This window comes from Ramlibacter sp., from assembly GCF_036383835.1.
Classification (GTDB): domain Bacteria; phylum Pseudomonadota; class Gammaproteobacteria; order Burkholderiales; family Burkholderiaceae_C; genus Ramlibacter.
The window spans coordinates 17392-31260 of sequence record NZ_DASVNN010000074.1 but is presented as its reverse complement, the minus strand read 5'-3'; the positions used below and the strand labels follow the sequence as shown (position 1 = coordinate 31260).

General features: G+C 68.6%; 14 protein-coding genes. 12 read left to right on the top strand and 2 right to left on the bottom strand.

The genetic code is table 11. The features are described 5' to 3' along the window. Positions 1-2: 2 nt before the first annotated feature. The 11 genes from VF522_RS12645 (at position 3) to VF522_RS12595 (ending at position 10702) form a co-directional block, all read left to right on the top strand. Positions 3-803, top strand: a complete 801-nt coding sequence (locus VF522_RS12645; protein WP_330908627.1) for a citryl-CoA lyase — start codon at positions 3-5, stop codon at positions 801-803. Continuing rightward, complete coding sequence (locus VF522_RS12640) at positions 800-1963, top strand: CoA transferase (protein ID WP_330908626.1); 1164 nt, start codon at positions 800-802, stop codon at positions 1961-1963. Before VF522_RS12645 ends, VF522_RS12640 begins: the two co-directional genes overlap by 4 nt. Next, a complete protein-coding gene (locus VF522_RS12635; RefSeq protein ID WP_330908625.1) occupies positions 1960-2934 on the top strand; it encodes a tripartite tricarboxylate transporter substrate binding protein in 975 nt (324 codons plus the stop codon). Before VF522_RS12640 ends, VF522_RS12635 begins: the two co-directional genes overlap by 4 nt. A 34-nt stretch (positions 2935-2968) precedes the next feature. Then, the gene (locus VF522_RS12630) at positions 2969-4171 is read left to right on the top strand and encodes an amino acid ABC transporter substrate-binding protein (RefSeq protein ID WP_330908624.1); all 1203 of its coding nucleotides are present in this window, start codon (positions 2969-2971) and stop codon (positions 4169-4171) included. Continuing rightward, the gene (locus VF522_RS12625; RefSeq protein ID WP_330908623.1) at positions 4168-5031 is read left to right on the top strand and encodes a branched-chain amino acid ABC transporter permease; all 864 of its coding nucleotides are present in this window, start codon (positions 4168-4170) and stop codon (positions 5029-5031) included. Before VF522_RS12630 ends, VF522_RS12625 begins: the two co-directional genes overlap by 4 nt. Beyond that, on the top strand, positions 5028-6806 hold the full coding sequence (locus tag VF522_RS12620; protein WP_330908622.1) for a branched-chain amino acid ABC transporter ATP-binding protein/permease: 1779 nt from the start codon (positions 5028-5030) through the stop codon (positions 6804-6806). Before VF522_RS12625 ends, VF522_RS12620 begins: the two co-directional genes overlap by 4 nt. Then, entirely contained in the window at positions 6799-7512 is a 714-nt protein-coding gene (locus VF522_RS12615) for an ABC transporter ATP-binding protein (protein WP_330908621.1), read from the top strand. The genes VF522_RS12620 and VF522_RS12615 overlap by 8 nt, the downstream gene beginning before the upstream one ends. A gap of 202 nt (positions 7513-7714) precedes the next feature. Then, complete coding sequence (locus VF522_RS12610) at positions 7715-8332, top strand: nuclear transport factor 2 family protein (protein WP_330908620.1); 618 nt, start codon at positions 7715-7717, stop codon at positions 8330-8332. A gap of 2 nt (positions 8333-8334) precedes the next feature. Beyond that, a complete protein-coding gene (locus tag VF522_RS12605; RefSeq protein ID WP_330908619.1) occupies positions 8335-9306 on the top strand; it encodes a tripartite tricarboxylate transporter substrate binding protein in 972 nt (323 codons plus the stop codon). 29 nt (positions 9307-9335) lie between these two features. Continuing rightward, entirely contained in the window at positions 9336-9878 is a 543-nt protein-coding gene (locus VF522_RS12600; protein ID WP_330908618.1) for an NAD(P)H-dependent oxidoreductase, read from the top strand. 65 nt (positions 9879-9943) lie between these two features. Next, positions 9944-10702, top strand: coding sequence for a sulfite exporter TauE/SafE family protein (locus VF522_RS12595; RefSeq protein WP_330908617.1), 759 nt, complete (start codon positions 9944-9946; stop codon positions 10700-10702). Here VF522_RS12595 and kefC read toward each other — a convergent pair. Further along, positions 10695-12542: a glutathione-regulated potassium-efflux system protein KefC gene (gene kefC, locus VF522_RS12590; protein WP_330908616.1), complete on the bottom strand. Its 1848-nt coding sequence runs from the start codon at positions 12540-12542 to the stop codon at positions 10695-10697. The genes VF522_RS12595 and kefC overlap by 8 nt on opposite strands. Beyond that, positions 12542-13174 carry an NAD(P)H-dependent oxidoreductase gene (locus tag VF522_RS12585; RefSeq protein ID WP_330908615.1) on the bottom strand — a complete coding sequence of 211 codons (633 nt, stop codon included), beginning with the start codon at positions 13172-13174 and terminating at the stop codon, positions 12542-12544. Before VF522_RS12585 ends, kefC begins: the two co-directional genes overlap by 1 nt. 58 nt (positions 13175-13232) lie before the next feature. Here VF522_RS12585 and VF522_RS12580 point away from each other — a divergent pair, with 58 nt between their 5' ends. After that, positions 13233-13850: a ParA family protein gene (locus VF522_RS12580; RefSeq protein ID WP_330908614.1), complete on the top strand. Its 618-nt coding sequence runs from the start codon at positions 13233-13235 to the stop codon at positions 13848-13850. Positions 13851-13869: the final 19 nt, after the last annotated feature.

The window sequence follows — 13869 nt, the reverse complement described above, 5'->3', positions numbered from 1 at the left end:
AATTGAAGATCGGCAAGGCCACCGTGCCGCGCTCCGCCATCACCACGTCCAACGCGGACACCATCGTCGTGCGCGGGCAGGACCTGTCGCGCGACCTGATCGGGCAGGTGAATTTCGGCGACTACTTCCACTTCCTGCTCACCGGCCGCAGGCCCGATGCAGCCGCCAGCGCGGTGCTGAATGCGACGCTCGTCGCGATCGCGGACCACGGCCTGGTGCCCAGCGTGCAGGCGGCGCGCATGACCTATGCGGCCGCGCCCGAAGCGCTGCAAGGCGCCGTCGCCGCCGGCATCCTCGGTTGCGGATCCGTCATCCTCGGCGCCTCCGAAACCGCCGGCCGCCTGTTCGTGGAGATCGACGAGGAAGCGAAGAAGCGCGGCGGCGACCTGCGCGAAGCGGCGCGCGCGGTGGTGACCGCGCGGCGCGAGAAGAAGCAGGCCATCCCCGGCTACGGCCACCCGGAACACAAGGAACGCGACCGCCGCGTCGACGCGCTGTTCGACGTGTCGAAGAAGGTCGGCGGCGGCCAGCACTTCGTCGAGATCGCGACGATCGTCGAGGAACTGATCCCCGGCATCGTCGGCAAGGACCTGCGGCTGAATGTCTCGGCGGCGATCCCCGCGGTGCTGCTGGGCGTCGGCTTCCCGGTCGGCGCGCTCAAGGGCGTGCCGATCCTCGCGCGCACCGCCAGCCTCATCGCGCACCTGAACGAAGAGATGAGCGACCCGATCGGTTTTGCGCTGTCCTACCAGGCCATGCGCGAGTACGAGTACACGGGCGCGATGCCGGAGGGCCCGAAGTGATCAAGGTCCTCGAAGGCGTGCGCGTGCTGGAGCACGGCACCTTCATCACCGGCCCGGCAGCCTCCATGCTGCTGGCCGACCTCGGCGCCGACGTCGTCAAGGTGGAACTGCCAGGCACGGGCGATCCCTTCCGCGCCTTCAAGGGCGGCCTGTATTCGCCGCACTACCAGACGGTCAACCGCAACAAGCGCAGCATCACGCTCAACACCAGGCAGCCGGCCGACCTGGAGCGGTTCGACACGCTGGTGAAGGACGCGGACGTCTACATCCAGAACTTCCGGCCCGGCTTCGCCGAGCAGATCGGCTGCGGCTTCGAGCGCCTGCGCGGCCTCAACGCCAAGCTGATCTACTGCGCCATCAGCGGCTTCGGTTCCACCGGCCCGGCGGCGCAGCGTCCCGCCTACGACAGCGTGGCCCAGGCGGCCAGCGGCTTCCTCGGCCTGCTGGTGAACCCGGGCAACCCGCGCGTCACCGGTCCGGCGATCGCCGACCTCGTCACCGGCTTCTATGCCGCCTACGGCATCCTCGGCGCGCTGTACGACCGCGAGAAGCGCGGCACCGCCCGCAAGGTGGAGCTGTCGATGTTCGAGGCGATGTCGCACTTCAACCTCGACGCCTTCCAGCACCTGTTCTCCGCCAACGAGGTGATGGGCCCGTTCAGCCGGCCGAGCGTGTCGCAGTCCTACGTGCTGGAGTGCCGGGACGGCAAGTGGGTGGCGCTGCACATGTCCTCGCCGGAGAAGTTCTGGCAGGGCCTGGCCACCGCGATGGAGAAGCCGGACATCTTCCAGGACGAGCGCTTCGCCAGCCGGCAGGGCCGCATCGACCACCAGGAAGCGCTGATCGCCGTGCTGCGGCCGATCTTCCGCCTGCAGGATCGCGCCGAGTGGTGCCGCCGGCTGGAGGCCAACGACGTGCCGCATTCCCCGATGTACACCACCGAGGAAGTGCCGCAGGATCCGCAGGCGCAGCACCTGCAGCTGTTCGTGGAAACCGAGCATCCGGTGGTGGGCAGCTTCCGCACCGTGCGCTCGCCGGTTTCGTTCGACGGCGAGCGCCCGCTCGAAGTGAGCGCGCCGCCCGTCCTCGGGGAGCACAACGAAGAACTGTCGCGCGGATGGAAGCCGCGCAAGACGTCGCAGAAGGAGACCCGCAAGTGAACATCCGCCGTACCGTCCTCGCCACCATCGCCGTGTTCGCCGCCGGCGTGCCGCTCATGGCCGCGGCCCAGAACGATTTCCCGAACCGGCCGATCCGCATGGTGGTGCCTTTCGGCCCCGGCACCACCACCGACATCATCGCGCGCATCTATGCCGACGCGATGTCCAGGCCGCTCGGCCAGACGATCGTGGTGGAGAACAAGTCCGGCGCCGGCGGCAACATCGGCTCCGACCTCGTGGCCAAGTCACCGGCCGACGGCTACACCATCGTGATGGGCACGGTCGGCACGCACGCGATCAACCCGGGCCTGTACCGCAAGATGCCTTACGACGCGATGAAGGACTTCGCGCCGGTCGGCTTCGCCGGCTACACGCCGACGCTGCTGGTGGTCGCCTCGAATTCGCCCATCAAGTCGCTGGCCGACCTCAAGGCGCAGGCGGGCAGGAGCGGCGGCGTGAGCTTCGCCTCGGCCGGCAACGGCACTTCCGGCCACCTGGCCGGCGAGCTGCTGAAGGCCCGCCTGGGCGGCGAGATGGTGCACGTGCCGTACAAGGAAGGCGGCCTCGCGATGTCGGACGTGATGTCCGGCCAGGCGCAGTTCATGTTCTACCACCCGGCCGCGGTGATGCCGCACATCAAGTCCGGCAAGTTGCGTGCGCTCGGCGCTTCCAGCGCGAAGCGCGCCTCGGCCGCGCCCGACGTGCCGACGATCACGGAGCAGGGCGTGGGCGACTTCGACCTCACCGCCTGGTTCATGCTGTACGCGCCGGCCGCCACGCCCGCGCCGGTGCTCGCCAGGCTGCGCGACGCGGTGGCGCAGGCGGTGACGAATCCCGAGGTGAAGGCCAGGCTCGCCGGCCAGGGCCTGGAAGTGCCGCTGCTCAAGGGCGACGAGCTCACCGCCTTCGGCCGCGGCGAGATCGCGAAGTGGTCCGAGCTGGTGAAGCGCTCGGGCGCGCAAGTGGATTGAGTTCAGCCAACAGACCAACGACAGGAGACAAGCCATGACACTTTCTCGCCGCCGTACCCTCTCCGCCATCGGCGCCGCCGCCGGTGCAATGGCGCTGCCCGCCTGGGCGCAGGCCCCCGCCGGCCAGCCGGTCCGCATCGGCAGCACGCTGGCGCTCACCGGGCCGCTGTCGGCCACGGCGCTCACCCACAAGCTGGTGGGCGAGATCTACGTGGACCAGTTGAACAAGCGCGGCGGCCTGCTCGGTCGCCGCGTCGAGTGGATCGTGAAGGACGACCAGTCCAAGCCGGACCTCGCCCGCACGCTGTACGAGCAGCTGGTGACCGCCGACAAGGTCGACCTGCTGATGGGCCCGTACGCCACCGGCGCGATCCTGTCGGCGATGGGCGTGGCCCAGCGCTACAACAAGGTGCTGATCCACCACACCTTCGGCATCCCCTCGCTGGCCAAGTACGACATGCAGTTCCCGGCGTGGTCGCTGGGCGCGAACCCGCAGACCACGGTGTCGAACTCGCTGTTCGACATGCTGGCGGCGCAGCGCAATCCGCCGAAGACGATCGCCATCGTCACCAGCAAGTTCCCGTCGATCCACTTCATGTCGCTGGGCGGCCGCGAGATCGCCAAGAAGCGCGGCCTGAAGGAAGTGCTGTTCCTCGAATGGGACTTCGGCAACCGCGACTTCGGCCCGATCGCCGCGCGGGTGAAGGACGCGAAGCCCGACCTGCTGTGGATCGGCGACATCGCGCTGGAAGGCAACATGCTGCTGGAGGCGATGAAGAAGATCGACTACGTGCCGCCGGTCCACTTCCACCTGTATCCCGCGCCCGGCCCGATGACCAAGTCGCCCGAGGGCGACAAGGCGCTGGCCCTGACGATCTTCGAGGAGCACCCGCCCTTCACCAACAGCGGCACGGCGGCCGAGTTCGTGGCCCTCTTCAACGAGCGCGCCAAGGCGGCGGGCCTGCCCGACAGCTCTGTGGAAGTGCAGGCGGCGGCATCCTTCACCGCCTGGCAGCTGCTCGAAGCCGGCGTGCGCGGCTCCAACAGCCTGGACGACAAGAAGATCGCGGAGTACCTGAAGAAGAACCGCATCGACACCATCCAGGGGCGGCTGCGCTTCGACGGTCCCGGCAACTACGGCGACGACCTGATGAAGATCAAGCAGGTGCAGGGCGGCCAGTGGAAGGTGGTGTGGCCCGAATCCTTCGCGGCGCCGGGAGCGAAATTCCGTCCATGACGCTTCCGAGCTTCAACCTGCTGGCGCAGGCGATCCTCTCGGGCATCTTCATCGGCAGCCTGTACGGGCTGATCGGCCTGGGGCTCGGGCTCACCTGGGGATTGCTGCGCCAGATCAACCTGTCCCACTTCGGGCTGGTGTTCCTGGGCGGCTACCTGAGCTACCAGATGGGAACGGTGTGGCACCTCGACCCGCTGCTCGCGCTGCTGGTGGTGCCGCCGCTGTTCTTCGGGGTCGGCGTCGGCATGCAGTGGCTGCTGTCGAAGTTCTCCATCACGCCCTTCAACTCGCTGCTCGTGACCTTCGGCATCACCGTGGTGATCGAGAGCGCGATCCAGGGCATCTGGACGGCGGACTACCGGCGGCTGGAGTCGGGCTACAACCAGATGAAGTTCACCGTCGGCGGCCTGTACGTGCCGGTGCCGGAACTGGTGACGCTGCTGCTGTCGCTGGCGGTCGCCTTCGGCGTGTGGGCGGCGATGCGCTACACGGATCTCGGCAAGGCGCTGCGCGCGATGGCCGAGGACGGCCCGATCGCGGCGGCCTACGGCGTGAATTCGAAGCGGCTCGCGCTGCTCCTGGCGGGCCTCTGCGCCGCGCTGGCCGGCGTGGCGGGCGTGTGCCTGGCGCTGATGTTCACGCTGGCGCCCTCGCAGATCTTCGCGTGGGTGGGCGTGGTGTTCGCGGCGGTGATGCTCGGCGGCCTGGGCAGCGCGCTCGGTCCGCTGGTGGCCGGCGTGATCATCGGCGTCAGCGAAGCCATCACCATGGCCGTGGCCTCGCCTTCGTGGGCGCCCATCGTGTCCTTCTCGCTGCTGATCGTGATGCTGCTTTTCCGTCCCGCGAAGGCTGGAACATGAACAAGACCATCGCCGGGATCCTGCTGGCGGGCGTGGCGCTGGCCTGCGTGCCCTGGCTGGGGCTGCCGCCCTTCTACGAATCGATCCTGTACCTCGTGTGCCACTGGGCGGTGCTGGCGCTGTCCTGGAACATCCTGTCCGGCTATTCGGGCTACTTCTCCTTCGGCCACGGCGCCTTCTTCGGCATCGGCATGTACACGACGGCGGCGCTCGCGGGCAAGCTGGACTGGCCCTTCCTCGCGACGCTGCCTTTCGCCGCGCTGATGCCGGCGCTGCTCGGCCTGGGTCTCGGCTTCGTCGTCTTCCGCGTGAAGGCCGTGCGCGGCGAATTGTTCGCGCTGCTCACGCTGGCCGTGACCTTCGTGGTGGCGACGGTGATCCTGAACTCGCCGGTCGACGGCGGGCCGGGGGTGTACCTCAACGCGGTGGAGACGCCGAAGCTGGCGCCGTCGCCGGCATCGTCGATCTACCTGATGATCCTGGTCGCCACGATCGTGACCGTGCTGGTCGCGTACAAGGTGCATGCGTCCAAGCTCGGGATCGGCCTGTTCGCGATCCACGACGACGAGGACGTGGCGGAAGTGATGGGCGTGCCGACCTTCCGCTACAAGCTGGTGGCCTTCGCGATCTCCTGCGCGCTGGCGGGCCTGGCCGGCGGCATCCACGCGCTGTTCGTGCAATACGTGACGGCCGGCGAGACCTTCAACATCACGGTGCCGCTGACGGTGGTGCTCATGAGCGTGCTCGGTGGCACGCGGCACTGGGCGGGGCCTGCGGTGGGGGCGGCGGCGATCACGGGACTGCTGTATCTCTTCACGGCCGGCGATCACGCGGTGGCGGGGAAGGCCGCGGTGGGCGTGATCCTGGTGCTGGTGATCCTGTTCATGCCGAACGGGATCCTGGGACAGGTGTTGAAGCGGAAGAAAGCGGCTGCGGGCGGTGGGCAAGCGGAGCTTGCCCACCCTACGGGGACAACTTCGCCAGCGGAAGAAGCCGGTAGGTCGGCGGTGAGCGCGCGCAGCGCCGAACCCCGACGCCAGCCCGGCGTGCCGCTGCTCGAAGTCCGCGGCCTGTCGAAAGCCTTCAAGGGCGTGCAGGCCCTCGACAAGGTCTCGCTCCAGGTCCGCCAGGGCGAGATCCTCGGCCTGCTCGGTCCCAACGGCTCCGGCAAGTCCACCTTCATCAACGTCGTCAGCGGCCATTACCCGATGTCCGGCGGCGAGGTCGTGTTCGACGGCCGGCCGCTCACCGGCTTGCCCGCGCACCGCATCGCGCATGCGGGCATCGCGCGCACCTACCAGATCCCGCGGCCGTTCAAGCACATGAACGTGCTGCGGAACGTGCAGATGGTCGCGATGTTCGGCTGCGCTTCTCTGGACCAGAAGGCGGCGGAGCGCGAAGCCTGGAAGTGGCTGGAGTTCACTGGCCTGCAGGACCGCGCGCTGGCGTTGCCCGACGACATCAACCTGCACCAGCGCAAGTTTCTGGAACTGGCCCGCGCGCTCGCGGCGCGGCCGCGGCTGGTGCTGCTCGACGAAGTTCTCTCGGGACTCACGCCCGGCGAGATCAACGAAGCGATCGAGCTGATCCGCCGCATCCGCGACCAGGGTTCCACCATCGTGTTCGTGGAGCACGTGATGCGCGCGGTGATGGCCCTGACCGACCGCATCGTGGTGCTGAACCACGGCAAGCTGATCGCGCAGGGCGAAGCCAACGTGGTGATGCAGGACGCCGAAGTGGTGAACGCCTACCTGGGGAAGCCCGCCTATGCTTGACGTCGTCAACCTGCAGGCGAATTACGGCGCCGCCCCGGCGTTGTGGGACGTATCGCTGAACGTCGCCAAGGGCGAACTGGTGTGCGTGGTCGGCCCCAATGGCGCCGGCAAGAGCACGCTGATCAACGTGATCGCCGGCCTGCATCGTGCGAAAGGCGGCAAGCTCGCTTTCGACGGCAAGGACATCACGCAGCTGCCCAGCCACCGCTTTTGCAGCACGGGGATCGCGATCGTGCCGGAGGGCCGCCGTCTCTTCACCGGCATGACGGTGCTGGAGAACCTGGAACTGGGGAGCTTCCTGCCGCATGCGAAGCAGCAGCGTTCCGCCTCGCTGGCGCGCGTGCTGTCGCTGTTCCCGGCGCTGAAGCAGAAGCTGCAGAGCCCGGCCGGATCGCTGTCCGGCGGCCAGCAGCAGATGGTTGCGATCGGCCGCGCGATGATGAGCCGGCCGCAGCTGCTGCTGCTCGACGAACCGTCGCTGGGCCTCGCGCCGGCCGTGGTGCTGGATATGTTCAAGGCAATCCGCGACATCAATGCGCAGGGCACCTCGGTGCTGCTGGTGGAGCAGAACGTGGCGATGGCGATGGAGATCGCACGCAGGGCCTATGTGCTGGAGGAAGGGCGGATCGTGGCGGACGGGTTGGCGAAGGATTTGCTGGAGAGGCCGGAGATCCAGAAGGCTTACCTGGGGATCGAGACGCACTAGTCGTCATTCCCGCGAAGGCGGGAATCCAGAGCATTGGAAACCGGCGCCGCGCGCCGGACGGACGCCCTGGATCCCCGCCTTCGCGGGGATGACGGGGCGAGTCTTGCGTCCCGCGGAAAAGTCCTTTCCCGCGCCCCCGCTTCCCGGAACCCCTCGCGCCCTCTACAGTCTCCGCCCAGATTCCAAGCAGCAGGAGACCCCCATGGACAACACGATGACCGACAAGCTCCTGATCCGCGAGCTGGTCGAGCGCTGGGCCGTCTGGCGCGATGCCGGCGACTGGGAGCGCTTCGCGACCGTCTGGCACCCCGAAGGCGTGATGATGGCCACCTGGTTCCAGGGGCCGTTCCGCGATTTCATCCGCGTGACGCAGGAAGGCTGGGACAAGGGCGTGAGCATCCTGCACTTCCTCGGCGGCTCCGCCATCGAGGTGAAGGGCGAGCGCGCCATCGCGCAGACCAAGATGACCATCTCGCAGCGCGGCATGGTCGAAGGCGCCGACGGCCCCGTGCTGTGCGACGTCGTCTGCACCGGCCGCTTCTTCGACTTCATCGTGAAGCACGAAGGCGAGTGGAAGGTGCTGCACCGCCAGCCGATCTACGAGAAGGACCGCATCGACCCCGTGGATTCGACGGCGCAGCTGAAGCTGGACCAGCAGTTGCTCGCCTCCATGCCGGAAGGCTATCGCCACCTCGCCTACATCCAGACGCGCATCGGCTACAAGGTCAAGATGGACATGCCGATGCTCAAGGGTCCGGTGGTGCAAGAGCTGTACCGCCGCGGCGAGCGCTGGCTCGCCGGCGGCGCACTGGAGCGCTGAACATGCAGATCGCCCGCCGCCTCGCCCTCGCCGTCGCCGCCACGGCGATCGCATTGTCCGCCGCCTTCGCGCAGGGCTATCCGAACAAGCCGGTGCGGGTGATCGTGCCGCAGCCGCCGGGCGGCGGCTTCGACAGCGTGGGGCGGCTCGTCGCCGACCGCATGGGCAAGGTCGCGGGCCAGAGCTTCGTGGTGGAGAACCGCACCGGCTCCGGCACGCTGGTGGGCACCGACCTCGCGGCGAAGGCGCCGGCCGACGGCTACACGCTGCTGGTGGGTTCGATCTCGAATCTCGCGCTGAACCCCGGCTTGTACGCGAGCCTGCCTTACGACAGCCTGCGCGACTTCGAGCCGGTGGGCCTGCTCGTGAGCTACAGCTACACGCTGGTGGGCCGCAAGGACCTGCCGCTCAATTCGCTGCAGGACGTGCTGGCGTACGCGAAAGCCAATCCGGGCAAGCTGAACTACGCGTCGGCGGGCAACGGCTCCGGCCAGCACGTGCTGGCGGCGGCGTTGTGGCACCTGGCCAAGGTGGACGTCGCGCACGTGCCGTACCGCGGCGCGCAGCCCGCCTACCAGGACCTGCTGGGCGGCCGCGTCGACCTGTTCTTCGACCTGTCGCCGACCGCGCGCGTGCAGGTCGATGCGGGCAACACCAAGGCGCTCGCCGTCTCCGGCGTGGCGCGCAACCCCATGCACCCGCAGGTGCCCACGGTGCTGGAAAGCGGCGCGGCGGACCTGCAGCTCGAATCCTGGTTCGGCCTGTTCGCGCCGGCGAAGACGCCGCCCGAGGTGCTGCAGAAGCTGCGCGCCGACTTCGCCAAGGTCGCCGCGATGCCCGACGTGCAGGAGACGCTGGTCAAGGGCGGCGGCAAGCCGATGGCCCTGATCGGCGATGATGCGCGCGCGATCGTGAAGCGCGACGTCGATCACTGGTCGAAGCTGGTGAAGACGCTGGGCATCCGCGCGGAATAAGAACGACTCTCACAACACAACGACGACCCATGAAGATCCTCGGCATCTGCGGCAGCCTGCGCAAGGCCTCCCACAACGCGATGGCGCTGCGCGCCGCGAAGAAGCTGGCGCCGGCCGGCATCACGGTGGAGATCGCCGACATCTCCGGCATCCCGCTGTACAACGACGACCTGCGCCTGGCCGGCGAACCCGCCGCCGTGTCGGAGCTGAAGGCGCAGGTGCGCGCCGCCGATGCCGTGCTGCTGGTCTCGCCCGAATACAACTTCTCGGTGCCGGGCGTGCTGAAGAACACGCTGGACTGGATGTCGCGCCCGCCCGAGCCGCCGTTCGACGGCAAGGTGGTGGGCATCATGGGCGCCAGCGGCGGTCCGCTGGGCACCGCGCGCGGCCAGTACGACCTGCGCAAGATCCTGGTCTACCTGAACACGTTCACGGTCAACAAGCCGGAAGTGTTCATCGGCAATGCACAGACCAAGTTCAACGCCGAAGGCGAACTGACCGACGAAGCGACGGCGAAGTTCATCGTGGACCTGCTGCTCGGGATGCAGGCGTTGAAGAAGCGCGTGGGGTGATGCGCTGAATGGTGGGCAAGCGGAGCTTGCCCACCCTGCGAGTTGCGACAGGCGAGAATCGCGGGGTGGATTTCCCCCTCATCACCGACTGGCAGTTCTACGCCGTCTCCATCCCCGCCGTCCTGCTCCTGGGTCTCAGCAAGAGCGGGTTCGGCGCCGGTTTCGGCTCGCTGGCCGTTCCCATCATGGCGCTGTCGGTCACCGTGCCGCAGGCCGCCGCCATCCTGATGCCCATCCTGTTCGTGATGGACATGCTGGGGCTCGCGGCCTACCGCAAGGAGTTCGACCGCAAGCTGCTGAAGTTCCTGCTGCCCATGGGCCTGCTGGGAACCGTCATCGGCACGCTGCTGTTCAGGACGCTGGATCCGCGCTTCGTCGCCGGGCTGGTGGGCGTGTTCACGCTGCTGTTCCTGGCGCAGCGCGTGCTGTTCCCGCCCAAGGCCGACAGCCCGCCGCCGCCGCGCTGGTGGGGCGCCATCCTCACCACCACCTCCGGCTTCACCAGCTTCGTCGCGCACGCGGGCGGCCCGCCGATCAGCGCCTACGTGCTGCCGCTGAAGCTCGCGCCGATCACGTTCGCGGCCACCATGAGCGTGTTCTTCACGGTGATGAACCTGAGCAAGTGGGCGCCGTATGCCTGGCTCGGCCTGCTGGACATGCGCAACATGGCGACCTCGATCGCGCTGCTGCCGCTCGCCCCGGTGGGCGTGCTGGCCGGCGTGCGCATGGCGCGCAGGATCCAGCCCTGGCTGTTCTTCCGGCTGGTGCACATCGGCATGTTCCTCACCGGCTGCAAGCTGGTCTACGACGGGTTCATCAAGTAGAACCCTCGTCCCATCCCGGCATTCTCTCGTCGCCCTTCGTCTTCCGCTCCTCGTTCTCCGCCCGCTCGCGCGCCATCTGCTCTTCGAGCTGCTGGCGGCCCGCCTTGACCACCGCGATCATCCGCGCGCGGTCACGGTGGTGCGGATACATCTTCTCGAACAGCTCGAGGTTGTGGCGGCGAAAGCGCATCGCCTGGCGGCGCGCCTCGTGGGGCGCGTGGCCCAGAAGCTCCAGCACCGTGCGGCCGCTGCGCAGGCTGGACTCGAAGACCTCGCGCTCCACGCGCACCACGCCGCGGTCGCGCAGTGCGTTCCAGTGGGTGACGTCGCGCGCGCGGGCCACGAGTTCCAGATGCGGGAAATGCTCCCGCACGAGGTCGATGATGCGCAGCGACTGCTCCTGGTCGTCCACGGCCACCACGAGCACGTGCGCGGTTTCCGCGCCGGCGGTGCGCAGCAGGTCCAGCCGCGTGGCGTCGCCGTAGAACACCTTGTAGCCGAAGGCGCGCGCCGCCTCCACCATGTCCGCGTCGTGGTCCAGAACGGTCGCGCGGATGCCCTCCGCATTGAGCAGGCGGCCGATGATCTGGCCGTAGCGGCCGAAGCCCGCGATGATCACGGGCGCGTCCTGCGGCGTGCTGATCTCCTCCAGCGTGCGGCGCCCGCTCGAGTAGCGGGGCAGCACGAACTTGTCGACCAGCACCAGCAGCAGCGGCGTGAGCAGCATGGAGACCGCCACCGCGCCGATCAGCAGCGAGGACGTTTCCGCCGGGAACACGCGCGCCCCGGCGGCGGCCTGGAACACCACGAAGGCGAACTCGCCGCCCTGCGCCAGCAGCAGCGTGAACACCGGACGCTCCGCGGCCGGAATGCCCATGGGGCCGGCGATGGACCAGATCACGGCCGCCTTGAGCGCCAGCAGCGCCACGACGATCAGCGCCATCGTGCCCGGCGAACGGGCGAGCACGCCGAAGTCGATGCTCATGCCCACCGCGATGAAGAACAGCCCGAGCAGCAAGCCCTTGAAGGGCTCGATGTCGGTTTCCAGTTCGCGCCGGTATTCGCTCTCCGCCAGCAGCACGCCGGCGAGGAAGGCGCCCAGCGCCATCGACAGGCCCACCATCTGCATCAGCGCCGCGATCGCCACCACCAGCAGCAGCGCCGCGGCGGTGAAGATCTCCTGCGTGCGGCTCCTGGCGATGATGCGCAGCAGCGGCCGCAACAGCAGGCGTCCGCCCAGGACGATGCCGCCGATCACGGCCACGGTGCGCAGCGCTTCCAGCCAGGCGGGGCCGCCGGGCGCATGGCCATCGTCGACCACGCCCCCCAGCAACGGGATCAAGGCGAGGATCGGGATCGCCGCGACGTCCTGGAACAGCAGGATGGAAAAGCCCGCCTGGCCGCTGCTGGTGGGCAGCAGGTGGCGCTCGCCCATCACCTGCAACGCGATCGCGGTGGACGACAGCGCCAGTCCCAGCGCGGCGACCAGGCTGGTGCGCCAGGGCGCGCCGGCGGCGACGCCGGCGGCGAACAGCAGCACCGCGCAACCGAGCACCTGTGCGCTGCCCCAGCCGAAGATCGGCCGGCGCAGGCTCCACAGGCGGCGCGGCTCCAGCTCCAGCCCGATCAGGAACAGCATCAGCACCACGCCGAATTCGGCGAAGTGCAGGATGTCCTCCACGTTGGTGACGAGGCCGAGGCCCCACGGACCGATCGCGATGCCCGCGGCGAGGTAGCCGAGGATGGAGCCCAGGCCGATGGCGCGGGACAACGGCACCGCGATGACCGCGGCCGACAGGTAGATCAGGCTGTTGGTCAGCCAGGCCGGTGCGTGCTCCATCAGCTTCTCCCCGGGACGGGACGGTCGGTGGCGGGAACGTCCGTGATCGGGCAGGCGCCCAGTTCCTCCAGCTCCGGCCACTCCGGATAGGAGCCGAGACGCTGGCCGAAGACGCCGACGTGCGCGCGCACCTCCTCCGGCGTGGCGCGGTGCGCGCCGTGCAGCAGCAGCGGCGGCAGGAAGCGCATGCCGCACAGCGTGGCCGTCTGCTCGTAGGGCGGCAGGAAGGCGTCGAAGAAGTAGCGGTTGTAGCCCTGCGGGTGGTACGAGCCCTCGGGCCCGCCGGTGGTCGCCACCAGCCAGCAGTCCTTGCCGTTCAGGGCGATGCCGCGCGAACCGTAGGCCCACCCGTAGGTGAGGACTTCGTCCATCCAGAGTTTCATGAGCGGCGGCATGGAATACCACTGGATCGGGTGCATGAGCACGATCAGCTGCGCGGCTTCGACGGCGGCCTGTTCGGCGGCGACGTCGATGTCGTAGTCGGGATAGCTGGCGTAGAGGTCCCGCACCAGCACCCCGGGTGTGGCGCGGGCCTGGTCGGCCAGCACGCGGTTCACGCGCGACTCGCGCCAGTTGGGGTGGGCGGCCAGGACGTAGACGCCTGGGGAAGCCTGGTTTGCTAACTCATCCATGGGCTGTAACAATAGTCCATCTGCGGCTTCCCGGCCGCGCAGCACTGGAGGGCGGGCAATGCCGGTCGTTGTTGTTGCGAACCCCAAGGGCGGCGTCGGCAAGACCACCGTCGCCACCAACATCGCTGGCCATTACGCCAGCCAGGGCCACCAGGTGATGCTAGGCGATGCCGACCGCCAGCAGTCTTCGCGCCTGTGGCTGCGCCTGCGTCCGCCCGACGCGCGGCCGATCGCGAGCTGGGAAGTGGGCGAAGGGCAGATCGCCAAGCCGCCCCGGGGCACGACGCACGTGGTGCTGGACACGCCCGCGGGCATGCACGGCAAGTGGATGGAAGACACGCTGCGTTCGGCCGACAAGGTGCTCGTGCCGCTGTCGCCCAGCATCTTCGACATGTACGCCACCCGGGCCTTCCTCGACGAACTCGCGCACCACCGCAAGGCGGGAAAGATGCAGGTGGGGATCGTCGGCACGCGGGTCGACGCGCGCACGATCTCGGCCGACAAGCTGCAGGAGTTCGTGGCGGCGCTGGGCCTGCCGGTGCTCGGTTTCCTGCGGCCGACGCAGAACTACGTGCATCTCGCCGCGCGCGGGCTCACGCTGTCGGATGTCGCGCCGGGCAAGGTCGATCGCGACCTGGAGCAGTGGCGCGGCATCCACCGCTGGCTGGACAGCTGATTCGCTTGCTACATTGCGG

Excerpts from the sequence above, each read along its gene's own strand:
- VF522_RS12615 (WP_330908621.1), top strand. The coding sequence starts at position 6,799 with ATGCTTGACGTCGTCAACCTGCAGGCGAATTACGGCGCCGCCCCGGCG.
- VF522_RS12605 (WP_330908619.1), top strand. The coding sequence starts at position 8,335 with ATGCAGATCGCCCGCCGCCTCGCCCTCGCCGTCGCCGCCACGGCGATC.
- VF522_RS12620 (WP_330908622.1), top strand. The coding sequence starts at position 5,028 with ATGAACAAGACCATCGCCGGGATCCTGCTGGCGGGCGTGGCGCTGGCC.
- VF522_RS12630 (WP_330908624.1), top strand. The coding sequence starts at position 2,969 with ATGACACTTTCTCGCCGCCGTACCCTCTCCGCCATCGGCGCCGCCGCC.
- VF522_RS12580 (WP_330908614.1), top strand. The coding sequence starts at position 13,233 with ATGCCGGTCGTTGTTGTTGCGAACCCCAAGGGCGGCGTCGGCAAGACC.
- VF522_RS12625 (WP_330908623.1), top strand. The coding sequence starts at position 4,168 with ATGACGCTTCCGAGCTTCAACCTGCTGGCGCAGGCGATCCTCTCGGGC.
- VF522_RS12585 (WP_330908615.1), bottom strand. The coding sequence starts at position 13,174 with ATGGATGAGTTAGCAAACCAGGCTTCCCCAGGCGTCTACGTCCTGGCC.
- kefC (WP_330908616.1), bottom strand. The coding sequence starts at position 12,542 with ATGGAGCACGCACCGGCCTGGCTGACCAACAGCCTGATCTACCTGTCG.
- VF522_RS12600 (WP_330908618.1), top strand. The coding sequence starts at position 9,336 with ATGAAGATCCTCGGCATCTGCGGCAGCCTGCGCAAGGCCTCCCACAAC.
- VF522_RS12610 (WP_330908620.1), top strand. The coding sequence starts at position 7,715 with ATGGACAACACGATGACCGACAAGCTCCTGATCCGCGAGCTGGTCGAG.